Source organism: Acinetobacter seifertii, assembly GCF_016064815.1.
GTDB classification, from domain to species: Bacteria; Pseudomonadota; Gammaproteobacteria; order Pseudomonadales; family Moraxellaceae; genus Acinetobacter; species Acinetobacter seifertii.
Map to the genome: position 1 here is coordinate 2,920,939 of NZ_CP065820.1, position 22,099 is coordinate 2,943,037.

General features: G+C 32.7%; 24 protein-coding genes. 7 read left to right on the forward strand and 17 right to left on the reverse strand.

Annotated elements, in window-relative coordinates; genetic code table 11:
- Positions 1-278: 278 nt before the first annotated feature.
- The gene (locus I8T81_RS13505) at positions 279-638 is read left to right on the forward strand and encodes a hypothetical protein (RefSeq protein ID WP_000416091.1); all 360 of its coding nucleotides are present in this window, start codon (positions 279-281) and stop codon (positions 636-638) included.
- Between the two features lie 141 nt (positions 639-779).
- Here I8T81_RS13505 and I8T81_RS13510 read toward each other — a convergent pair whose 3' ends face one another.
- Genes I8T81_RS13510 through I8T81_RS13520 form a run of 3 tightly spaced genes read right to left on the reverse strand, consistent with a single transcriptional unit; the run spans position 780 to position 2,511 of the window.
- Positions 780-1,457 carry a DUF799 domain-containing protein gene (locus tag I8T81_RS13510; RefSeq protein ID WP_114272002.1) on the reverse strand — a complete coding sequence of 226 codons (678 nt, stop codon included), beginning with the start codon at positions 1,455-1,457 and terminating at the stop codon, positions 780-782.
- Complete coding sequence (locus tag I8T81_RS13515; RefSeq protein WP_198071443.1) at positions 1,454-1,822, reverse strand: DUF4810 domain-containing protein; 369 nt, start codon at positions 1,820-1,822, stop codon at positions 1,454-1,456. The genes I8T81_RS13510 and I8T81_RS13515 overlap by 4 nt, the downstream gene beginning before the upstream one ends.
- 17 nt (positions 1,823-1,839) lie before the next feature.
- Positions 1,840-2,511, reverse strand: coding sequence for a CsgG/HfaB family protein (locus I8T81_RS13520; RefSeq protein WP_002048002.1), 672 nt, complete (start codon positions 2,509-2,511; stop codon positions 1,840-1,842).
- Between the two features lie 294 nt (positions 2,512-2,805).
- Between I8T81_RS13520 and I8T81_RS13525 the strand changes: the two genes are divergently transcribed.
- A complete protein-coding gene (locus I8T81_RS13525; RefSeq protein ID WP_198071444.1) occupies positions 2,806-3,276 on the forward strand; it encodes a hypothetical protein in 471 nt (156 codons plus the stop codon).
- Positions 3,277-3,364: 88 nt separating this feature from the next.
- On the opposite strand, the gene I8T81_RS13530 is transcribed toward I8T81_RS13525, so the two are convergent.
- Positions 3,365-4,195: an alpha/beta fold hydrolase gene (locus tag I8T81_RS13530; RefSeq protein ID WP_004702907.1), complete on the reverse strand. Its 831-nt coding sequence runs from the start codon at positions 4,193-4,195 to the stop codon at positions 3,365-3,367.
- Positions 4,196-4,606: 411 nt separating this feature from the next.
- Between I8T81_RS13530 and I8T81_RS13535 the strand changes: the two genes are divergently transcribed.
- Complete coding sequence (locus I8T81_RS13535; protein ID WP_004702909.1) at positions 4,607-5,029, forward strand: MarR family winged helix-turn-helix transcriptional regulator; 423 nt, start codon at positions 4,607-4,609, stop codon at positions 5,027-5,029.
- Positions 5,030-5,213: 184 nt separating this feature from the next.
- Here the strand turns inward: I8T81_RS13535 and I8T81_RS13540 are convergent, their stop codons facing one another.
- The 9 genes from I8T81_RS13540 to I8T81_RS13580 form a co-directional block, all read right to left on the reverse strand.
- Positions 5,214-5,771 (reverse strand): TetR/AcrR family transcriptional regulator, encoded by a 558-nt coding sequence (locus I8T81_RS13540; protein WP_198071445.1) that lies wholly within the window; start codon positions 5,769-5,771, stop codon positions 5,214-5,216.
- Between the two features lie 777 nt (positions 5,772-6,548).
- Complete coding sequence (locus I8T81_RS13545) at positions 6,549-7,808, reverse strand: ParB/Srx family N-terminal domain-containing protein (RefSeq protein WP_198071446.1); 1,260 nt, start codon at positions 7,806-7,808, stop codon at positions 6,549-6,551.
- 95 nt (positions 7,809-7,903) lie between these two features.
- Positions 7,904-8,179 carry a hypothetical protein gene (locus I8T81_RS13550; RefSeq protein WP_198071447.1) on the reverse strand — a complete coding sequence of 92 codons (276 nt, stop codon included), beginning with the start codon at positions 8,177-8,179 and terminating at the stop codon, positions 7,904-7,906.
- A 39-nt stretch (positions 8,180-8,218) separates the two neighbouring features.
- On the reverse strand, positions 8,219-8,551 hold the full coding sequence (locus tag I8T81_RS13555; RefSeq protein WP_077162638.1) for a hypothetical protein: 333 nt from the start codon (positions 8,549-8,551) through the stop codon (positions 8,219-8,221).
- A 172-nt stretch (positions 8,552-8,723) separates the two neighbouring features.
- Entirely contained in the window at positions 8,724-9,101 is a 378-nt protein-coding gene (locus tag I8T81_RS13560) for a hypothetical protein (protein ID WP_198071448.1), read from the reverse strand.
- A gap of 27 nt (positions 9,102-9,128) precedes the next feature.
- A complete protein-coding gene (locus I8T81_RS13565; RefSeq protein ID WP_077162640.1) occupies positions 9,129-9,881 on the reverse strand; it encodes a barstar family protein in 753 nt (250 codons plus the stop codon).
- A gap of 48 nt (positions 9,882-9,929) precedes the next feature.
- Positions 9,930-10,700: a hypothetical protein gene (locus tag I8T81_RS13570; RefSeq protein ID WP_077162689.1), complete on the reverse strand. Its 771-nt coding sequence runs from the start codon at positions 10,698-10,700 to the stop codon at positions 9,930-9,932.
- A 90-nt stretch (positions 10,701-10,790) separates the two neighbouring features.
- On the reverse strand, positions 10,791-11,237 hold the full coding sequence (locus I8T81_RS13575) for a DUF6334 family protein (RefSeq protein WP_077162641.1): 447 nt from the start codon (positions 11,235-11,237) through the stop codon (positions 10,791-10,793).
- A 173-nt stretch (positions 11,238-11,410) separates the two neighbouring features.
- Positions 11,411-11,794, reverse strand: coding sequence for a hypothetical protein (locus I8T81_RS13580; RefSeq protein ID WP_198071449.1), 384 nt, complete (start codon positions 11,792-11,794; stop codon positions 11,411-11,413).
- A 425-nt stretch (positions 11,795-12,219) separates the two neighbouring features.
- On the opposite strand from I8T81_RS13580, the gene I8T81_RS13585 reads away from it, so the two are divergent.
- From I8T81_RS13585 to I8T81_RS13595, 3 genes are all read left to right on the forward strand, one after another.
- Positions 12,220-13,038: an alpha/beta fold hydrolase gene (locus tag I8T81_RS13585; protein ID WP_077162643.1), complete on the forward strand. Its 819-nt coding sequence runs from the start codon at positions 12,220-12,222 to the stop codon at positions 13,036-13,038.
- Positions 13,039-13,105: 67 nt separating this feature from the next.
- The gene (locus tag I8T81_RS13590; RefSeq protein WP_019458229.1) at positions 13,106-14,170 is read left to right on the forward strand and encodes a hypothetical protein; all 1,065 of its coding nucleotides are present in this window, start codon (positions 13,106-13,108) and stop codon (positions 14,168-14,170) included.
- Positions 14,171-14,213: 43 nt separating this feature from the next.
- Entirely contained in the window at positions 14,214-14,957 is a 744-nt protein-coding gene (locus I8T81_RS13595) for a TSUP family transporter (protein ID WP_198072780.1), read from the forward strand.
- Between the two features lie 157 nt (positions 14,958-15,114).
- Here I8T81_RS13595 and I8T81_RS13600 read toward each other — a convergent pair whose 3' ends face one another.
- The 4 genes from I8T81_RS13600 to I8T81_RS13615 form a co-directional block, all read right to left on the reverse strand.
- A complete protein-coding gene (locus I8T81_RS13600; protein WP_004702956.1) occupies positions 15,115-15,993 on the reverse strand; it encodes a MetQ/NlpA family ABC transporter substrate-binding protein in 879 nt (292 codons plus the stop codon).
- A 540-nt stretch (positions 15,994-16,533) separates the two neighbouring features.
- A complete protein-coding gene (locus I8T81_RS13605; RefSeq protein WP_019458231.1) occupies positions 16,534-16,878 on the reverse strand; it encodes a DUF3969 family protein in 345 nt (114 codons plus the stop codon).
- Between the two features lie 366 nt (positions 16,879-17,244).
- Positions 17,245-18,993 carry an FAD-dependent oxidoreductase gene (locus I8T81_RS13610; RefSeq protein WP_198071450.1) on the reverse strand — a complete coding sequence of 583 codons (1,749 nt, stop codon included), beginning with the start codon at positions 18,991-18,993 and terminating at the stop codon, positions 17,245-17,247.
- Between the two features lie 680 nt (positions 18,994-19,673).
- Positions 19,674-21,101, reverse strand: coding sequence for a Na+/H+ antiporter NhaC family protein (locus I8T81_RS13615; RefSeq protein WP_151741662.1), 1,428 nt, complete (start codon positions 21,099-21,101; stop codon positions 19,674-19,676).
- A gap of 114 nt (positions 21,102-21,215) precedes the next feature.
- On the opposite strand from I8T81_RS13615, the gene I8T81_RS13620 reads away from it, so the two are divergent.
- Positions 21,216-22,085, forward strand: a complete 870-nt coding sequence (locus I8T81_RS13620; RefSeq protein WP_198071451.1) for a LysR family transcriptional regulator — start codon at positions 21,216-21,218, stop codon at positions 22,083-22,085.
- Positions 22,086-22,099: the final 14 nt, after the last annotated feature.

Below are 22,099 nucleotides of genomic sequence, written 5' to 3' on the forward strand. Positions count from 1 at the left end.
CATCTCGTCTGATCAATCATCCATCACTTAGTAGTTTTTAGTTATATGCTATCCATTTAAAAATAGTGCTTAAGACATTTTTAAGAGATGATTATTAAGGTACAAGTGTTTACATGATCTATAAATATTTGTGTCAATGTTCAGCTAAAATCGTGGCTGACCAGATATATCGCGATCATCAATCAGGAAAAGACGCTTCATAAATAGCTCTTTTATCCACTTTACTGATTTTGCTCCATTCACTGCGTCGCTTAATGATGAAAGACAGGAAAAATTTTATGGAAAAAACGCTGCAATGCCCAAAGTGTGGTTCTACAGAAATTGAAACACGTGACCATGACAAACTACTTAAAACCACTGGCGGTGTTTTACTAACAGCTGCAGGGACTACAGCGGGTACCGTAGGTGGTGCTGCAACAGGTGCTTCTATAGGAGCAGCGATTGGTACTGTAGCGGGACCATTAGGTGTAATTGTTGGCGGTACTGTAGGCACATTTGTCGGTGCAATCAGTGCAGGTATTACTGGCGGTGTAGTGGGTAATATTTTTGGTAAAAAAGCAGGTGTAATGATCGATAAAAATATATTTCAGGACTACCGCTGCCTAAAATGCAAATACCGTTTTAAAGTAAAGAAATAAACTAATTTCAATTGAATTAAGCAGGTAAAATCAATTTTCAACTGACTCTCCTGCTTAAACTCAAATTTTATAAAGTGCTCCAAATCATAAAGATATGAAGCAACTTGTCTAATAAATTAAAACCTAAATTTAGATTTTAATTTACTTCGCAATTCCATCCTGTTGGTACTGAGGTGAGCGTGGGCCATATAATAAGCCTGTACCCGGACTATAAGGAGTCGGGGTAAACAGTTGAGCATTTACCATACTTGCTATTGGATAAGCGCGATCATTAAAGTTGCTAGAGATCTGTTCAACCAAAGCACCGACTACAGCACCAAGTAAACCAGAGTTATTATCACTACTTGATTGGGATAATTTTTTCTCACCAGTCCAAATCACATCGCCTGTTTTTAAATCTACAAGTTTTGCATCTGCACTTACTGTAGCAACACTTTGGATCACTTGATATTTAGAGCCATATTCTTTAATTCGAATGTATAAAGCGGCATCTGCACCAAAAATCTCTTGTAATTTTTGAGGAGCAATAGACTGCGCATCACTGCCATTGGTGACACCATTCTCTTTAAACATGTTGTCTACAACAGAGATGGGAAAAACATAATAGCCAGCTTCTGCTACAGGTGCGATTACGGTTGGCCAATAACTGTAAGTCGCTTTTACATCCGGTGAATCATTGACTGGTGGCAATACCAAAATTGACTTTGGCATATGAGCTTTATAAGCGGTTATGTCTTTATTCGGTGCTGGAGTAACTGCACATCCAGTAAATGTAATGCTAGAAATAACCAAACCAGCAATTAGCAACTTCTTAATCATGATTTTGTATTCCCACCATTCGCATTCATTTTTTGCAATAAGCGATCCATTAAAACTGTAGACTCTGGATAGACTTGACGTTCAAGCTGGAAATACTCGATTGCTTTTTGAGAATTATCTTCTTGTAAATACAATAACCCTAAATGCGCATATAACCCCGGCGGAACAGCTAGGCCCTTACCTTTAGTTTTTTGAATCTCAGCTTCTAATGTCGTTATTTGTGCACTTGGTGTCGCTTTTTCAGGTGCGGTATACATCAAATAAGTTTGATGCGGATAACTTCCCCAATTATATAAAGATTGAGGACCAGTGGCACAGCCCACCAATCCCAAAGCAAGAACACTACTTAAAACAATTTTTTTCATCTAACACATATCCAAAATTATTGAATTGACCAACGGTTATTTTGAATATCTGTTACAAGATTATTTACTGCTTCACGAACAGCTAAATCGAGCACTTTACCATTTAAAGTAGAATCATAAGAGGCAGTAGAACCAAAGCCTAAAACTTCACGTGCGCCTAATGCATATTCACCAGCACCTTGTACTGAGTGCACAACTTCTGAAGTTTTTACATCAATAATATTTAAATTAACTTTTGCATAAGCAACTTGCTGTTTACCGCGGCCTAAAATACCAAATAGTTGCTGATCACCAACTTCTTTACGGCCAAACTCAGATACATCGCCAGTAATCACATAACGAGCACCTTTAATAGATTGAGCAGTATTGCTATAACCTACTTCTTGTTTAATTTCAGATAAATTGTCGCGATTTAAAACTGAGAAATAACCAGTTTGCTGTAAATGTGTCTCAAGAATCGTTTTCGCTTGGCCACCTAAACGGTCTACATTATCTGAGAAAACTCCTCTCATATAACTAGAGCGGTTATCAAACTTACCAATGGAAACAGGAGCTTTTACCCCATTATATTTAATTGCAGAAGTAGCTGCTGTTACTTGAGGACTTTGTATCGTTCTTGATGTTTCAGTGGTTGAACATGCGATTAAACCAAAAGAACTCGCCATAGTAATGATTAATATTTTTTTCATGTTTACTCTATAAAGATAACTAAAATACAAAGAATACATATTATATACAAAAAGGCTATCAAATGAGCTTCTAAATTAATCTAAGAGCAAAAATCTAATCAATTAAATTAAAACTTTTAAGTAACCTACTTATTATTTTATGAATAGTTAATCATAAGAATCATATAAATAGTCACTCAAATGAGCTGTATATACCTACGAAGTCAGTTAGAGAAATTCAAAATCAGCTACTTACTTTACGCTACTTATTAGATATGAAAGAATTACGGCCTTATATAACTTTTGAAATTTAAAATGAGAAAAATATTATTTTTAAGTTTAGTCAGTATGTTTAGCTCGTATAGCTTTGCAGAAGATAATAATTCGGTTTATAGAGGACTTGGTACTGGACCGCAGGATTTCCTAAAGTTCCAAATACTCAAACAAAAAGGCTTTTTAGCAAAAAAACCTAATATTTCACGAGCAGACTATAACGATATATACAAACTCAAAAAGCCTTATGAGTTTATGGGACAAAATGTTGTACTCATTTCAGATGAATATATGTCTGAATATGTTGGCTGTTGTGTGAGTGAAGGTTGGGGAGCTGTATTTAAGCAAACTTCTAATTTGAAATTGATTGAGAAATTTGCAAAAAAGAATCAATGTAATATTACTCCAATAGAAACCGATAGTACTTACTATGGCTTTAAAATTCGTTCTCTACCAAAAGGTAATTATTATGAATTATCTTGCCGTGAACGTAACTTAGCTCAGTCTGAATGAATTAAAATTAAAATCTGAAAATAAATAATAGTTTTTAAAATCTCTGAGAAAGACAGACAAATATCTTTGTCTGTCTTTCTTATTAAAACTAAGATCTAATGAATTCCAACAGATCTTTATTAATTGTTTCTGCTTCAGTAGTCGGCATTCCATGAGGGAATCCTGGATAAGTAATTAACTTACCATTTTGAACAAGCTCTGCAGATAATTTACCCGAAATTTCAATAGGAACAATTTGATCATCTTCACCATGCATAACAAGAACAGGAATCTTAATTTTCTTTAAATCTTCGGTGAAATCAGTCTGAGAAAACGCAACAATTCCATCATAATGAGCTTTAGCTCCACCCATCATTCCTTGGCGCCACCAATTTAAGATAACTGGCTCTGATACTTTTGCACCTGGACGGTTGTACCCATAGAAAGGACCTGCTGGCACATCGTAATAAAACTGAGAACGATTTTTAAAAAGTTGATTTTGAAGATCGTCAAAAACCTCTTTTGGTAAACCATTTGGATTATTCTCAGTTTTAACCATTAGCGGAGGAACTGCACTAATAAGCACAGCTTTAGCAACTGGATCATTTTGATAATTAGCAACATAATGTGCTACTTCTCCCCCTCCTGTAGAATGGCCAACGTGCACTGCTCCATGAACACCGAGATGATCAACTACTGCGGCAACATCAGAAGCATAATGGTCCATATCATGACCATCCCAAACTTGAGATGATCGACCGTGACCACGTCGATCATGAGCAACGACGCGGAAACCTTCTTTAAGAAAGAAAAGTAATTGTGCATCCCAATCATCTGAGCTTAGTGGCCAGCCATGATGGAAGAAAATAACAGGAGCATCTTTCGGCCCCCAATCTTTATAAAAAATTTCTACATTATCTTTTGTAGTTACATAGCCCATTTTATGCTCCTAAATAGAAGTTATCACTTTTAATTCATTCAATTGAAAGCTATAAGCTGCAAATTGCTAACCTACAACCTAGGAATATCAACACTAAATTTCATGTTGATGTTTTTTAAGAAGGCGTAACAAATTTACCCTCAACTCGTTAGAGTTTTCAAAAACTTATTTATCTCTACCGTCAACTAGAAGTACTAATTGCCTGACTTGATACAACTACCGCGAGCAACATTTAGCTATTGAAAGAGATAGTTTTCTTATATCAAACCTATTTTTAAATAGAGATAATTTAGTTTTATCTCAAATAATTTGATATCAAACTATTTGTATAATTATTATTTGCATACATTATTAATTAAGTCAAATATTTTTTATACTAACTACTTGAAGCCTGAAATCATTTTTCACAATATGAATAAAAACCGTACTTTAGATAGTCAGCTTTGTTTTTCGCTATACACAGTTGCGAATGCATTGACTCGTAAATACCGCCCTTATCTTAAAGAGTTCGATTTAACTTACCCTCAATTTATTGTTTTATTGAGCTTATACGATAAGGATAATATTTCACTTAAAGAGTTAAGTGAGAATACTTTAATAGATGCAGGTACGCTCACACCTTTAGTCCAAAAATTAGAAGCAAACGACTTTTTAAAGAGAATACCCGTACCTGAAGATGAAAGAATGAAAAAAGTTGTCCTTACACAAAAGGCAGCTGATTTAAAAGAACAGATTATTGATATTCCAGATAAAATTCGATGCTCAATGAGCATGAATGACGAAGAATTAGATCTAATCATACACTTATCAAAGAAATTACTGGTTGACTTATAAATTGATCCTTCATTCATAAAAGATCATTAAAGATGTAACGCCTTTAATGATCTATATTTATCGCATTTACTTGCATAACATTAACAAAGAAATTAATTAAATCATTATCCAATATTTATGCTGAAATTTATAAAATGATAAATTCTGTTGTTTGTCACATCCACGCATAGAACTTAGATGTAATTTAACGCAAAGTATTAAAAAACCGCTCCACAACCTTATCTCTTTCGTCCAAATTATTTGTACTTAAAAACTCAAACATTAAGCCATCTATTAAGTTTAAAACCATGTCAGCACTTGGTCTTAAATCACGAGTTTCTAGAGAAAATACCAAATCAAAAAGTTCTCTAGTCAGCCATTTTCTATACTCAATTGCCATACGGTAAGCCTGAGGGTAAGTCACTTTAATTTCAAAAAAAGCTTTAAGTAATAAGTGATACAGACTGTTGTAATTGACATGTAAAACTACAATTTCTTTGATTTTATCAGTTGGTGTGCGGTAATGACTTGAGTAAATAATGGCGAGCACCTCTTCTTTAAGCAGGCTTTTTTGAAAGGCAATGCACATTTCAATCAAACCTTCTTTTGAGCGAAAATAGTTATATAGCGTAGCTTTTGGAACGTCGCACTCTTTGGTAATCAGGTCTACACCTGCTGTATGAAACCCGTAGATTGTAAATAGACCAATAGCTGTTCGAATAATGTGTAATTTTTTGGAAGAGATTTCTAAATCATTTGACATAGTTTTACCGTTATAAATTCTTGTTGTTTCTAAACGAGAAAAAAGCCTGTGCCCTTTTTGGGAGAAAAAAAGGCACAGCAAAGCCATAAAGACTGTGCTTGGCACATCTCAAGTTTTATTGTTGATACAATTTTTTGAGCCGTAATGACTTAAAGCCTGAGAACCTTAAAGGCCAACAAACTGTTTAAAGATGATTTAAGTTGTGTCGTTATAGCTTTTGGCAAAGGCTGCCAAGAAATAATGGATGTGCAAAGCCAACTCCTTTTTATAGGGAGTTCTGCCAAGACATTAAAATTATGGTGGCAGAACGAAAGGGGGTTCGCAGACTGGAAACAAAGGAACCAGCACACCCGAAGGTGTCCCCCTTCCGCCCTACCGTAGAGAAAAAGGGGGCGAACGAGTTCCCGACACACAAAATAAGCATTTTGCATATCGACTTTGTTTTCCCGGTCTGCGACGACCGACTGGCAATGTGGCCAGCAGGCAAAGAATAGTGCCCAACCCTCTTACAGTCAAGCACACAAAATGACATTTGTTTTAAATTAGATCATTAAAAAGTAAGGATAAATAATTGACAAGTTATTGTTAATTTGAGGTTTATAAAAATAGAAAAAATCTTAATAACGTGTGCAAGGTGAGGTGTTTAGGATTTAAGTGAGAGCAAGTTATATTTTTTTATTTTTAAATAATTAATTCTATTCTGATCAAACGCTAATGATTTATCCATACAAAAAAGGAGTGAATTTACTCACCCCTTTCTTATTAAATATTCGTGAATTACCAACCCCAGCACGTTCCTGTAGCCGGTTTTCCACATAACTTGTAGTTTACCGCATACCAAATACTTCCACCTGTACGCGGTGTTTTATCTTTCTTAATTTCGTCACGGGTCAAATCTGCAAGATTAGAAATTGAAATCGCCGTAACAGAACCTTTAGCGGCATTTTTCATAAGCTGTAATGCGCCCAAATCTGCGGCAGTTGAAGTACCATAAATAATATCAGTCGGTTTGGTACTTCCCATCAGTAAGGAATAATCAGCAACCGCTGCCTGATAGCCTGTTACACTGCCCGATACAGTTAAGTCACTTTTTATTTCAGTAGTTGCCAATACATCTGCAGCACCATACACACTCGCATCGGTATGATAAAAACTTAAAGGATGAACCAGATTATTAGCGATTTGCTTGTTAAACCAATCTTCCCATAAAAACTCAGTATAGTCCGTTGCATTAGCAACTTTGCTATAACCAATATCACGTGTGAAATAGACCAGTGAACGATATGGATTATTTTGCATACCGTCAGGGTTAGTTGCAGATTTCAGGCCTAAGTTTTTAGGTAATTGTTGATATGAAATCGGTTGGTTTTTTCCATCTCTTAACCATGCTTGGCCATTGGCAAGCATTTTCGCCCAAAACTCATCCGCAGTTTTACTATCACTATAATTCCCAACAACTTTCACCCATACTTTAAGTTGACCACCGCCATCAGGCAGCTCACGGAATTCGGTCATTGTATGATGACCATCGGTCAAATAAAGGCGCCCATCATAACCAACAACAACTGTTTTCAAATCAGCTGTTTCAGTGCCCGGCTGTTCTTGACAGTTAAATGTCTCCAATTGTTTTAAATTGGCCTTTTGTAGGTCTTGCAGACTTGTAAAATCATCACGACCTTTTGCACCAATCGCTTCACAATAATCGCTAAACTTCTTACCAATGGTTTTATTTAAATAAACTAATTGATTGACTGGATCTGCTTGCCAAGTTGGGCGCTGCAAATCACCTTGCCAACGCCCTAATTTATAATAAATTTGATCATAACCAATTGCACCCTGCGTTGGGATCAAATCAGCAATCGTAACTTGAATTACATCATTGGTTTTGACTGTAAGAAAACGCTGGTCACGGGTATCTGTAGGTGTTGGAGAAACTGCCGTAGATTGCTGTTCATTACTATCATTGCAAGCAGTTATAGCCATCATGCTCGCAACAAGAAATACCAAACTTAGAACTTTATAAGATTTTTTCTGCATGACTGGAATTTACCCCAATAAATTGCATTATTTTTGTACAGCAGGATTTCATTTATATGACCAATCGATGTCATTTTGATGAATATAGTTATAGATCAATCGATTAGAGTAACGAAAAAATCGTCAATAATATTATAGTCCATATCAAAAATATTCTTGTAATAGGCTATTTTCAAATTATGCATTGATAAAATATCTATCTTACAAACATAGACCAATACTTCATATAGATCAGTTTCTAGACTAATACTATCTAATTTAAAAACTAGAGAATTAACATCTTCAAATATATCTAAATCATGAGCATTATTTTCATTAAGAAGCTTTTTTAACTTTTCTATTGAAATGCTTTCAATGAAAATATTATTCATTTCATATTTCCTTATATTAACAATCTATTTACTCCAATTTCAACTATCACAATTGATTCTATAAAACATATCATCAAGAGTATTTAGTGTCTTATCTTTAACAATATCTAATAATGCATCACGCAAACAATCAATCGTCATTTCCTCTAAAATTAGCATGTTAGATTGCAAAAAATAACGACCAAAATGACAATCACCACTTGTTCTAAATTTTTCCATTAAATATTCAATATTTTTAAGCGTTACTGCTGTTCCAGCATATTTAATATTATCTACAGTAACATTAAAGTCTATATTTTGCTCAGCCACATTAAAATTATCCAATTCATGCATAACCAATAGTTTAAATTCGGAACACTCATAAGTAAGCATTTTATAACCCTAAGATTGTATTATTAAAATAACAATAAAGATCAGTTTTTAAGCACAAATAAAATAAATTATATTTACTTTGCTATATTCAAAGTTAAATCTATAGGACATATTCATGTGAATTTCAAATACCCTTCACTTTGATCATAGATTTAGAAACTGATGTATTTACTCATTTTTTTAAATATAAATTGGTTAAAATTTGAAGTTTATCATCACTAACTCCATAATTTTTCATTAAGGTTACAAACCAAGAAACATGCTCATTAAAATCTTCAACTTGGTCTATATCTTTAGCTAGCAAACAAATACCCAATCTTACTCTTAAGATATCTTTATTATAGAATTCCATAGGAGCTTTTCGTTCATCAATATAATTCCAATACCAATATAAAGCATCTTCTCTATCTTTACTAACTATACAACCATTTAATCTTCTTTTAGTAATATCAATAGCATCATAATCGAAATCTTTGAATGTTATATCACACTCACTTAAGAGAGTAACTGCAGAATTCAAATAGCTATTAATTAATGTTTTAGCATCCATATTATATCCAATACCTTCAATCTAGCTTTACGTAATATTTAAAGTAGCTTTCTCATTTAAAAGCTCAATCAAGTACTCAAAATCATCAGGGTTATCATAGTTATTAAAAGAATACTTGGTTTCTTCAAAGTACTTCCAAGTAATGTTCAAAGGTATAGTTATACAACCAATCCCACCAGTGAGACTATCAGACAAACCACCAAAACTAGAACCAAAGTAGCCCATCAATCCATTCACTTCCTCACCTATACAGCATAAGAAATCATTAAAGGACTTAATATTTCTACCATCTATAACTATTGAACTTACTAAGTTTGTAGGCTTGTACTGTTGAATCCAATTCGAAACTTTCATCCACTTCTTTTTCTGTTCTTCGTTTAAATTGCACCAATCTTGTAATTTAAGCTGATTTTTTCGATATTTCTTAATTAAATCAAATTTAAACTCATCAAAATAAGTCTCCTCTTCGCATAAATTTAATATCAATTTATTATCTTTCACTTCAAAAGATTCAATACTAGAACCTAAAACACCGAAATATTCGTTATTTTCTTTTAAGAAGAATAAATTAATGCCATAGATATCATACTTATATTTTTTACTTTTTTTATCTTTATTTATTTCACCCTCACCAAAAAAACCATGAAAAACAACTTGAGTATCAGTGATTACACAATTTTCTGAAAGATATCCGCTCCAAATAGTTACATCATCATCAAACTCACTAAATTCACTTATTTCAATATAAAAAATATACTCTTCTGTAAGTTCAGAACTCATATAATATTTTCCTCTATCTCTGCTTTATTTTTAAATTTTGATTGGTTACTAATATGAAATTTCTAATGACGAGTATTTTTTTAAAACTTCAATAAAATCATCTAAATCAGAAAAATCTTCTTTCGACTCAAAATTATCTTTAGAGTACTGAAAATTTATCCATTTAACTTTTAAAGGCAAATCCCACAGTACATCAGCAAATGCATTAAAGTTATAACCTAAGTATCCTAATACCCCATAAACCTCCTCTCCAAAATAACAATACACATCTTCTTCACACAGTAGGTATTTACCATCAACTGTTATATTTAATGATAAAGGTTCCCCTCTTTCGTTCATTCTAAAATAAGCAAAATCTAACCAGCATTTTTTTTCTAGCTTTGTAAAATTTAGCCATCTCTTTTTCCCTATAGTTTCATTTGAAAGACGAATCAATAGCTCTTCTTTCTCTTTAAATTTTTCAAAATCTTCTAAGTTGTTTTTTGCTATAAGATCAAAATCTGGATCAAATTCAATAGAGAGTTCTTCACCATTAAAAGTAAAGTTTTCCGAAAGAATTAAACGATTTGCTATATTATTTTCTTTTAATTCTGTAGTGAGCTTATGCCGAGATTCAATCATTATATAACAATAGCAATAATTATTTTTTCCAAGATAACTATTAAAAATCTCCAAAGACTTTTCAACCTGTTGCAAATCATTAAAATTACTTACTACAACTTTATTATTATCAACGCATATTTTTTCAAAATAAATTTCATCAATAATTTCTTTTTTTTCTTCTTCATAAATGTACTTACATAAGTTTAGTTCAAACAATTTCCGATTGCCCCAATTTTCAGATATATTTGTTAAATATCTTATCATATATACCTAATATTGAATAATTTTTATGGATACATGCATGAACTAAATCAGATATGTATCAACTCCTGATTCTCTTAACTCATATTGCAATCCAGAAGCCAAAGCAACAATCGTTAATACAGCAAAAAATGGATTCGTCTTAGATTCTTTCAATGAATGATCGTAAAGCATAAGCTTAATGCCATCTGTATATCCTCTTTCATTGACTATAGCGAACATTGTTCCAATTTCTAATCCTTTTAGACTTGATAAATTATTCGAACATCGCTGTTGAATCGTCTTCTCTGGTAAGCAAGAGTAGACCTTTAATTCAATTTCATCAAAATTATGATTAACTGTAATAACCCAAAACTTTTTATTAATTTCAAATATTATAGTTTCGACTGGGTCTTCAGAATTTGAATTTTCATCTACAACTAAATAAAGATCATCTATTTTCCGAACTTCATCAATATTTTTAATTGCATCAAAAATATCGCTTTGTATCATATTCTTACCTCATGTATCTTATTATCGTCTTTTCAATTATTTTCAACAAAAAAATCTATTCATAAATTCAATTAATTAATATTCTCTACTATGCTTAATCAATATTTCATACTAAAATTAAATATTCATATGACTAATAAAAACATCCATGCAAAACACATTAAATTTTTGAATTACAAATATTGATAGATAAGATCTGAAGAATAAGCAAATATTTCCCCTTCACCTACACTCTCCATACTATAATATAAAATTAAATTCCCTAATTTTGAAGAAACTGTACCTGTAGCTTTATCAACAAAACAATCACCTAATGATAAATAAACACGAACTGTGCTATACCCCAATAATACATTATACTGATATACAATTGCTTCAATTTTTAAGGTGATATCACCTAAACCACCCAAAGTATCTAACTCTTTTTCGCCAATATCATCATAAATTAATACTAAATTTTCTGAGCTTTTAACAAAAGACTGTAGGTGCTTTTTTGCATCGTTAAACACAATATCTTCAGTGAAAATTTTCTTTAATTCTTTATCTATTTGCAGCACCAATGTTTGCTCCTGTTCGTAAAATGAATCAAACTATGATCATCAATTATAACAAGAATATCGGCACTATCCTTGGCTTTTGTGCCCCAAATTTTTAATCCATATGGATACATTCTATCTTTCCAATCATAGGCTTAGTATCAACTATCCTACTAAATGTTGCATGTTGTAGAGCTTTGTAAACTCTGCAACAAGCTCACGGTCGTTAAAATTTTTTATTACATTGACACTATTCTCAACAGCCGCTACTTTGCCTAGTACAACTGAATCTAGATATTATTTGCTACTTGGAAAAAATATATTGAGTTCAATATATCTATCCAAATAATATTTATTCAAATAGAATATAAAAATTTAAGCTCATTATTATTTAAATTTTATTTTATATAACAAAGTTTTTACAGTTCTAACAGGAATAATAAGTCATGGAAAAGCAAGATAACTTATCAATTGCTCATAGATATCTTTCTAATACTATTTCAAAAGTAACAAGCTTGCCCACACATGAGCTGAAAAATTACAACACAGCCGAAAATGTAAATTCGTTCTTTTTTACTCATGACTTTGGTACTTATGAGTTAGAGGCTAAATTTAGTTATTGCGAGGGTTCCCCACAGAAAGTAGCATTACTTATACATGGGGGTAACTCTGATCTAAGCTCTTTAACCCCTTTAGAAGAGCTTCTTAGAAGTAAAAATATTGCAACACTTTCCTTTAACTTAAGCGGTTTAAATAATACAAGCGAAACAAAGTCATCGTTATCTCAAAACATAAATGAAAGTATGACTTTTTATAGTCTTTTAAAAAAAGTAGATATTGTTATTGGATATAGTTTGGGTGGTTATATTGCAATTCATTTAGCAAAAAAATTTCAAATAGATGAATTAATTTTATTATGCCCAGCCATATATTCAGATCTGGCAATAAATAAAATGTATGGGCCAGATTTTAAAAATGAAATTTCAAAACCTTATAGTTTTTATTATTCATCAATTTGGAACTTCTTAATGAGTTATAGAAAAAATGTATTAATTATTTATGGTGAACTGGATGGGGTAAAAACTAACAATGGTAAGTCAAAAGGATTTTATGAGATTAATGAAGTTACGAAGTACTCTCCTATTCCGTATGAAATAGTTCAAACTTTCAAAACAATTTCTATGCGAAAAGCAAACTTCAATTTAATAATTGAGAAAGACAAAGATCATTATTTAATAAAAAATATAAGAAAATATAATATTTAAAAAAATATTGATTTTTTAAAAGAGACGCTCTAGTCTTTAGCTGAATTTTAATCACAATAAACTAGCCATGAATCAAATAGTTAAAAACTTAGACACTTATCATCTTTATCTTTCTCCCGAAATTTCTCATTTAATTAGTGAAATGTCATATGAACTGGCTTTACTAGGAGGCCCTGATTCTTTACATGTTCAAGATAAAATTCTAGCTTTTAAAGAAATACTAATTGCAAAGTTAAACTCATATGAAAAAAGTATTATTGAAAAATATATTCGTAGAGAAATACCTTATCTCGTTCTTGAAGGACTCAATATTAAAAAGTTAGATCGTAGTAAAATTGATATTACTCAATCAACACAATTACCGTCACTTGAATTACTTGAAACAGATATAGATATATTAACACTCGCTTCTTCTGAACAAATCATATTGGCACTGCTCGAGGAAGATGCTTTCGCATTTGATATAGATAATTTAGGCAAAATCGTTAGAGTTGTTGCAAACTTAAAAGGTGGTGGAATCACAAAAATTGAAAATGAGAATCCTGACAAGAGTTCACATTCAGGTATAGCACTAACTGCACACACCGAAGCTCCCTATCATACAGTGACTAAAGTTGTTAATAATCATTCACCTGCTCCCTCTTCTTTAATTTTAACAGCAAGATGGAATCCCTTAAATGAACCTACTAGTTTAATTCCAATCTCAAGAATATTAAGTCAATTAACTCTTGAAGAGACAATGGCTTTAACAACAGAAAGTTTTAACTTTACTAGAAGTGAAACTTTTAATGAAGGCCAAGGATCTGGTGGAGAAAACGTTTCTATTTTAGAAGTAGATAAACATGGTTATATAGCCATGAAATATAATTCCTATAGATTCACTCCAAATGAAAATGCTTCTTTAAAAATTAAAAATGCTTTTTATAAATTTGAATCAATTGTTCGACAAGCTCATATTGTTGATTCAATTAATTTAAATCCTAATACAGTTTTAATTATTAATAATAGTTTATGCTTACATTGCCGAGATATTATTAAAGATAACCGTAGAACATTAGTTCGATTATTTGGTTATAGAAAAAATCTTGATTATATTGTGCTGCAAAAAAATCCACTTATTGTGAAAGGCTAATAAATTGAATTTTGAACTCCTCCTTATCTTAGGCTTAGTGGCTATGGTAGCTGGATTTATTGACGCTATTGCAGGTGGAGGAGGTTTAATCACTCTACCTGCATTGCTCTTATCAGGTGTCCCTCCCGTATCTGCAATAGCAACCAATAAATTACAAGCAGCCTCCGCAACACTTTCAGCAACTATTAGTTTTGCAAGAAAAGGGCTTATCGAGTGGCGTAAGGCAATCCCTATCGCTTGTATGTCTTTTTTAGGGGGAACATTAGGGGCACTTTCAGTTACCCTGATGCCTAAAAATGTTCTTTTAACTATCGTACCAATACTTTTAATTTTGGTTGCTTTATATTTTATTTTTTCACCAAAGCTCAGTGATGTTGATAAAAAACCTCTTATTCCTTATTTTTTATTTGCACTTCTAGTGGCGCCGTTACTAGGGTTCTATGATGGCGTTTTTGGTCCCGGGGTTGGTTCATTTTTCATCGTTGCATTTGTACTGTTATTAGGATTTAAGTTAGTAAGCGCTTTATCTTATACCAAGTTAGCAAATGTGGCTTGTAACCTAGGTTCGTTATCTATATTTATCATTAAAGGATACGTCATTTTTCCAATAGCTTTTGTGATGGCTGGTGGAGCTTTTATTGGTGCCTCGATAGGCGCAAAATTTGCAGTAAGATTTGGCTCAAGAGTGATCAAGCCCTTACTCATAATCATCAGCTTATGTATGGCTTTAAAGTTACTATTAGACTCTAAAAACCCAATTTTTATATATTTAAGCCATTTCTTTTAGTCTATTTATTAATTTGTCTGCATCTCAATAGTTTGTTTTCTAACAGCTCTTATATTTGTTAAAAGCTTACCACTCTCAAAAATACATATTATAAAAAAAGCTAAGCCCCGATTAGCGGGGCTTAGCTTTTAAAAAGTAATTCTAATTTAAAAATTACTTATTTGATGTCTGCAAATTCAGAAACAGGTTTGTTCACTTCGACTTTTGTACCACCGAATTTTTCACTTACGAATTTTTGCACTTTCGGTAAGTGGTAAAGTTCACCAAGTTTCGTATAGATCGGGTCATTTTTGTTTGCTTCAGCTACGCCCAATAAATTGACATAAAGCTTAGTAGACTGGTCAACAGGCTCACGGAAGATAGCGTCTTTCATTACATTAAGACCACCCTCAAGTGCCAATGTATTACCAAGTACAATTGCATCTACATCGTTTTTAACACGAACTGCTGTAGTCATTTGAATTGGTTTTAATTGTAAATTTTTAGGGTTTTCAGCAATGTCGTTCGTAGTCCCTTTTATAGGATCAAAGTTTGGTTTAAGTTTAATCAGTTTAGCAGATTGTAATAATGTTAATGCACGAGCTTCGTTAGCAGTATCGTTTGGAATTGCAATCGTCGCGCCTTGTGGGAACTCTTCAACAGTTTTAATTTTATCTGCATAAATACCCATTGGTTCCAAGTAAGTTGTCGCAATAGCTGCAACTTTCGCTGTATTTGAAGCATTGTAAGCTGCCAAATAGTTAAATGACTGGAACGCATTTACATCTTGCTCACCATTTGCGACAGATGTATTGAGCACAACATAGTCAGTCAAATTGGTAACTTGAAGTTTAATACCCGCTTCTTTAGTCTCAGGAAGCGTTGCAACATATTTCCATACATCCGTATCTGAACCTGTTGAAACCAGTTTAATTGTTCGAACAGACTCAGTTTTGTCTTTGGTTGTTGCAGTATTTTCAGTTTGTGCAGGTTGTTTATTACATGCAGTCAGTGTTAGTACAGATGCGCTGAACAATACACTAAATAATTTTTTCATAGGTACATCCTAAAATAGGAAACGCCTACCCTACAAAAGAGTGAGACATTTCCAACCATTGGGTCGAAATGCAATATTTGGCCGGAAATAATTTCCAGATATAGGGTTTAGAAGCCTGAATTCAGCACTATTCATTCCTTGAACTTGCTCGCTAAACAATAGAATTATGTTTTGAAACAGCCTCTAAATATGGGATCATCATATATCAACAAGTGAATATTCTACAAATAACTTGTTCAATTCTGATATATAGTCATGCTCACAGCAACATATTGAAAACATAAACATTTTTTAAATACCACATACATATTTGATTTATATGAAATTTTCAGGATTTGTTATCAATATTTAAGCTAAATATAGATTTAATTTGTTCGTTAATCATGTGCTTAAGTTAGACAACGTATCTCATAAACTTTCATTTGAGCAATATGCGATTTTAATTAATGCAAAACAGATAGGTTTTCATTTCTTACATTTATCACCAGATGTAAAGCCACATCTGAGATATCAGCAATATTTTTATATATTACAAATATTTTAATCATATTTATCGAATAATTTTTGATCATACCACTTTTCAAATTCAAAACTGGTTACAGGCAATTTTTTGATCATGTCCTCACTTTCCTTAAACATTTTTTCGACTTCATCTTTAAAATCAATATTAAATCCTTCTAAATCTTCTAGCTCAGTCCCTCTATGAATTATATTAATTAAGTCCATAGAACAATTATTTTCTTTCAAAAGTCTAAGCATATATGGTGTATACAAAAAATGTTCAGCTTCATTTATATCTATATAATTATTTTTTAAAGAATGCAAAAGCCCGAGATTAACTAGTAAAATTAACTTTTCCAAATCAGTTTTTCCTGATTTATTCATTTTTCCCTCCAAAAATCCTATCTTAGCTTCAAAAACCTAAACAAAAGTTCTTTAGTAATAATGGATATATTCACTTCACATCCGAGTCACTATATTAAATTTTTCTTTTTTGAACTATTTAAAATTTTACAGAATAGTTAGGTACTTTTTGAGTCTGTTAGATGTATTTATAAAACTACGGAATAAGTATGATAGCCACTGACATCAAGGCCATATGTTGTTTCAACTGAATCAATTTATGTTATAGAAATAAAAAAGCCCCTGCTTGTAACAGAGGCTTTCAAAATTTGATGGATACGATGAAATCCAAGTTCAGTAAAATACTTCTCAATAGATTTTATTAAAGTTTATTTCCTTGGTGAGCAGTTAGCTCAAACTAAGTATGGATGATATAGCTCTATACAATTCATCTTCTGCATTTTCAATTTCATTGCTTATCCAAGCAATATAGCCATCTGGTCTAATCAGCATGCATTCATTTTCATCATTAGTCCAACAGCGTGAAAGCTCTCCATAAGAGTCTTCAACATCTCTTTTTGGCCCTACCTGTATAACTTTAATATCCAAGTTAAGCTGTCTATTAATATGATCTACAGCAAGCTTCCATTTATCAACTTGCAACCAACAGAAAAGCGTAAATTTTCCATTGCCAATTAAATCCAAAGTTGAGATTTTTCTATGATTTTTGACTAACCATACATGAGGAAGTTTATGGCCAGAAGTAAATGAGGGATAGTAATAAAGATCTTCATCTCGACAAGAATCTATTTTATTTTCATTATGATATACTGCTCCAATAATTGCAGATGAATGATATCGCACATTAGTTTCTACACCTAAAGCAGCAAATTCATAAGCTTTATATTCAATTGCAGATCTTAAATCACGGCGTTTAACAGCACCTTTTTCATTACTCTCACTTAAAGCATTAATGCTTTTTTGCATTGTCTCTGTACTGTACTTTCCATCTAACTCTAAAGCAGAAAATATAGTAGAGAACTCTCTAACACTTTGATTCGCTCGTTTAACAATTCGCTCACCAACAGGTGCTCTTTCTTCATTAAAACTGTCTAATAAACCTCTACTCGCTTTGCCATTTAATACAAATGCTAATTTCCAACATAAGTTATAAGCATCTTGTATAGATGAGTTTGAACCGAGTCCATTAGAAGGTGGATGGCGATGGATAGCATCACCAATACAGAAAACTCGACCTTTCGAATATTGCTCTGCATACATTTCATTGACTGTCCACAATGATTTACTACTTATATTTATTTCAATGTCGTTATCGCCAATAAGCTGTTTGCAAATCGCAATCGCCTCATTATCGGTAAGAGATGGCTCTTCCTTTTCAATGTCGTAACCCCAAACAATCTGCCATTCATTCCAAGGTCTGACCATTCGCAGTAAGCCTAACCCAATCCCTCCAATGTTTGCTCCGGGTTGTATAATCCACCAGAGGTATCCAGGTCGATGCGAAACATATTTTGTTAAATCGGCTTTAAAAATAATGCTGATACTGCCACTTTTCCCCATTTTACCAGCCATAGGTAAATCTAAATCTTTTACCACTTGGCTGCTTGCACCATCAGCTCCGATTAGATACTTACATCGGATTAAGTATGTTTGTTTAGTTAATCTATCTAAAACAGTGACTGTTACACCATCTTCATCTTGCACATGAGATAGATATTCCGTATCAAATCTTGGATGGCTTCCTCGTGATGCCGCATTTGAAAGCAAAATAGGTTCAAATAGGTGTTGAGGAAGATCACACTGTTCACAAGGGCTCGCTTTAGCATACTCAGACATTCTTTCTGGATGATTCATTCCATAAGGAAAACGTCCAATTTCATCACTAGTTAAAGATGTGCAATAAACCACATCTCCCATAACTTCTTTTGGTGCTGCTTTTGCGATTACTTCATCTGAGATGCCTAAGTCTCGGACAACTTCCATTGTTCTTTGACTGATATAATGGGCACGAGGACTGTTTGCTAGCCATCTATATTTAGTTATTATGATATTTCTAATTCCATAAGTACTTAACATAAGTGCAGCCGAAGAACCAGCTGGACCACTCCCAACAATTAAAACATCAGTTTCTAACATTTTTATCCTATTACTTACATATTTTTAGCATCTAAATAGTTATTACACATATTTAAAGCAAATAACTATCTTAAACATAATATTGCTTCAAAAACTCTTTAAGACCAATTGGAAATAAAAGCTTCACTATATTAATTTTCCAATAGATTTATAAAATAGATAAAATAAATTTCCACATATTCACAGGTCTATCATTTGCATAAATATAACATTTGATTTTATTGGTTACATTGGCAAATCCCTACACAATATATCTTTTAGACACACCTAAATCTCCGATTAAATTTATATTTTTTAAGCAGGATTTTTTATTTATTAAAATTATATGAGCCATACCTTTAAAAATAAAATTACAAAACAAATATTTTACACCATCAATAGAAATATGAACCATAAAAAAGAAAACAATATTATCGATTATAGATAGATATTTTACAATACTATTTCCAATCCAAAAGATTTCTCAATATATAAACTAAAAAAATAATAAATCTATTGAAAATTAAAATTATTTTTACACACAACTTTGGTACTTATGAAGTAAATTAGCAAAATAAAAAAACTATTTTATTTTAAAAAGACCTATCAATTATGCAGTACAAAATAAAGCCTTTTAAACTTTTTAGTTTAAAAGGCTTTTAATATTCATTTAAATAAGAAATACTTTTAATTTGTAGGAGCTAATTCAAAATCTGGAACAATACTGCAAAAAGTAGAATATTTGCGATCACTATGGCCCAACCACCATATAGCATGTATTTAAGTTGACTTGAGCGTGCTAAGCCCATTTGACCAAACATATCAGAAGATGGGAAAGGGCCAAACCAGTCTACTTGGGAACTTGATAATAGAACTGCTGTAACCGCAACAGGTGGAACGCCATTTGCCAGTAAAATTGGTCCAAAAATTTTATTGGTAAAGGTCATTTGTGCAACAGCTGCCCCTGGAATATGCCCCACAATATTAAATAAGAAAATACCAAAACAGAGCATCGCAGGACTTAAGTCAACCAAATACGGTGTCGCATTATCTAACAGTGTTTGATAAGCATTGAGTTTTTCAACAAGAACTAAAATAGGATTGTATAACCAGTAAAGAATAAACATCCAGACTAATTTACCGCATCCCTCGTAGAGTGCTTCCAAAATTTGTTTAGGACTAAACCCCGCAACTAACCCAGTTAATGTGGCAACAGTGAGCATCACAATAATTGCAAAACTAAAACCTGCTTTAAAAATAATTCCAAGAATTGCCATCACGATAATTGTGCCAATAAATACAATCGCCGCACGTTTACTTCTTTTCAATTCGGAGGCACTTTCTATTTTTTCAGAAGGCTCTAAGAAGTTTTCATTATAGGTATATTTTCCAAAAGTCCACTTTTGTATATAGCCAGACATGAACCAACCTGTAAGAAGTGTGACAACACTCATAGGAATGGCACAAGCACTTAAGTATTGCGGGTAAGTCAAGCCTCCCAACTCTAAAATAGTCACTGTACTTGGTGTAAATGGTCCTATAAAAAGACCGACCGAACCTGCTGTCATCAACAGTAATGCAACGGTGGGTGGCGTTAAACCAACAGCTGCTGCAATGGGAATAATGACAGCAACAATAATGGCATTACCACCTGCCATAGTCCCCAATGAACCACAAATAACAACTGATGAAATCATGATGCCAAGTTTCACGCGAGGAATACTTGAAAGCCCAACTTTATTGACAATAAATTTGACCAACTCTTTCGCTGCACCTGTTCGGTTGGCGACTTCACCAACCCCAGCACCCAACATAATAATAAGACCGACAGTTGCAATAAATGAACCTGTAGACTTTGCAAGAATTCCACCTAATTCAAATACACTGGTAGATGTCATTATCACACTGATAATAATCGCAATAATCACTGCAAGCACAATATCTAGACCGATAACAGTTAAGAGTGCTAAGGCAAAAATAGGCAATAACCCAATTAAACCGACCTCCTCTATGGGTAAGCCTTTTGCATAAAATGCTAAAACAAAGCTAAGAATAATAATTGCAATAAGGACAATATTTTTAGGTGTCCTGATATTAGGTATTGTTATAGAAGATTGCTCAACTGACATATGTATCACTCCTTGATCATTGGCATTGAATTTCACACCAATTTACAAGGGTTTATTGACATTAAATAATGAATTCTAATAGATTACCTATAACTATTAGTTATGTGCTCATTTATGAATCTTCGACACCTAGAAATCTTCTATTTAGTCATGCTTTTTGGTTCACTCACAGAGGCGGCATCATCGTTATGTATTTCACAGCCTGCGGCAAGTAAACTACTCAAACATGCGGAACAACGACTTGGTTTTTCTCTATTTAAGCGAGTCAAAGGTAAATTACAGCCAACAAAAGAGGCCTATATCTTATATGATGAAATTAAGCCAATTTATGAAAAAATAAATGAATTAAATAAATTAACGGATAACTTAGCAAGAAGTACTCAAGGTCAAATCACACTCGGGTGTTTGCCCAGTTTAGGTTTGAGTCTCATTCCCAAATTAACTGCAAAATTTCTAAAAAAATATCCTGATGTTTTTGTCAATATTGGTACAGATCATACTCAAGCATTAGAGCAGAAATTATTAAGACGTGAAATTGATATTGCAGTGACATTCCAACCTCATACTCAACATGGAATTATTGCTACGCCTATTCTGGATATTCCTTTGGTTTACATCGACTCTCAGCCTATTGATGCAAAACAAGATATTCACTCAATTGATGAAAATAGATGGATTCAACCCTACTCAGACTCCCTGATGCAAGTTGTAAAAAAGTACAGAACATTTAATAAAAGTATAGTGAATGTACAAACCTATTATATGGCGAGTGAACTGGTACGCGAAGGTTTGGGATGTAGCATTACCGATATTTATACTGCTGCACACTCCTTACCAAATCATATGATTCACGAAATAAAACCAAGTTTATCTACCACAATTTATATTTTAGAAAATGCCAATGTGAGCACGACCAAAGCGACTGAAGATTTTATTGAATTAATTAAAAGAGAAATTGCTTCGATGACGCCATCGATTAACTAAAAGTTATGAGTAGT

Coding starts and splice junctions, on each gene's coding strand:
- I8T81_RS13515 (WP_198071443.1), bottom strand. CDS start 1,822: ATGAAAAAAATTGTTTTAAGTAGTGTTCTTGCTTTGGGATTGGTGGGC.
- I8T81_RS13530 (WP_004702907.1), bottom strand. CDS start 4,195: ATGGGCTATGTAACTACAAAAGATAATGTAGAAATTTTTTATAAAGAT.
- I8T81_RS13610 (WP_198071450.1), bottom strand. CDS start 18,993: ATGTTAGAAACTGATGTTTTAATTGTTGGGAGTGGTCCAGCTGGTTCT.
- I8T81_RS13535 (WP_004702909.1), top strand. CDS start 4,607: ATGAATAAAAACCGTACTTTAGATAGTCAGCTTTGTTTTTCGCTATAC.
- I8T81_RS13565 (WP_077162640.1), bottom strand. CDS start 9,881: ATGAGTTCTGAACTTACAGAAGAGTATATTTTTTATATTGAAATAAGT.
- I8T81_RS13510 (WP_114272002.1), bottom strand. CDS start 1,457: ATGATTAAGAAGTTGCTAATTGCTGGTTTGGTTATTTCTAGCATTACA.
- I8T81_RS13585 (WP_077162643.1), top strand. CDS start 12,220: ATGGAAAAGCAAGATAACTTATCAATTGCTCATAGATATCTTTCTAAT.
- I8T81_RS13555 (WP_077162638.1), bottom strand. CDS start 8,551: ATGCTTACTTATGAGTGTTCCGAATTTAAACTATTGGTTATGCATGAA.
- I8T81_RS13575 (WP_077162641.1), bottom strand. CDS start 11,237: ATGATACAAAGCGATATTTTTGATGCAATTAAAAATATTGATGAAGTT.
- I8T81_RS13525 (WP_198071444.1), top strand. CDS start 2,806: ATGAGAAAAATATTATTTTTAAGTTTAGTCAGTATGTTTAGCTCGTAT.
- I8T81_RS13620 (WP_198071451.1), top strand. CDS start 21,216: ATGAATCTTCGACACCTAGAAATCTTCTATTTAGTCATGCTTTTTGGT.
- I8T81_RS13550 (WP_198071447.1), bottom strand. CDS start 8,179: ATGAATAATATTTTCATTGAAAGCATTTCAATAGAAAAGTTAAAAAAG.
- I8T81_RS13520 (WP_002048002.1), bottom strand. CDS start 2,511: ATGAAAAAAATATTAATCATTACTATGGCGAGTTCTTTTGGTTTAATC.
- I8T81_RS13540 (WP_198071445.1), bottom strand. CDS start 5,771: ATGTCAAATGATTTAGAAATCTCTTCCAAAAAATTACACATTATTCGA.
- I8T81_RS13605 (WP_019458231.1), bottom strand. CDS start 16,878: ATGAATAAATCAGGAAAAACTGATTTGGAAAAGTTAATTTTACTAGTT.
- I8T81_RS13600 (WP_004702956.1), bottom strand. CDS start 15,993: ATGAAAAAATTATTTAGTGTATTGTTCAGCGCATCTGTACTAACACTG.
- I8T81_RS13590 (WP_019458229.1), top strand. CDS start 13,106: ATGAATCAAATAGTTAAAAACTTAGACACTTATCATCTTTATCTTTCT.
- I8T81_RS13595 (WP_198072780.1), top strand. CDS start 14,214: ATGGTAGCTGGATTTATTGACGCTATTGCAGGTGGAGGAGGTTTAATC.
- I8T81_RS13615 (WP_151741662.1), bottom strand. CDS start 21,101: ATGTCAGTTGAGCAATCTTCTATAACAATACCTAATATCAGGACACCT.
- I8T81_RS13545 (WP_198071446.1), bottom strand. CDS start 7,808: ATGCAGAAAAAATCTTATAAAGTTCTAAGTTTGGTATTTCTTGTTGCG.
- I8T81_RS13560 (WP_198071448.1), bottom strand. CDS start 9,101: ATGGATGCTAAAACATTAATTAATAGCTATTTGAATTCTGCAGTTACT.
- I8T81_RS13505 (WP_000416091.1), top strand. CDS start 279: ATGGAAAAAACGCTGCAATGCCCAAAGTGTGGTTCTACAGAAATTGAA.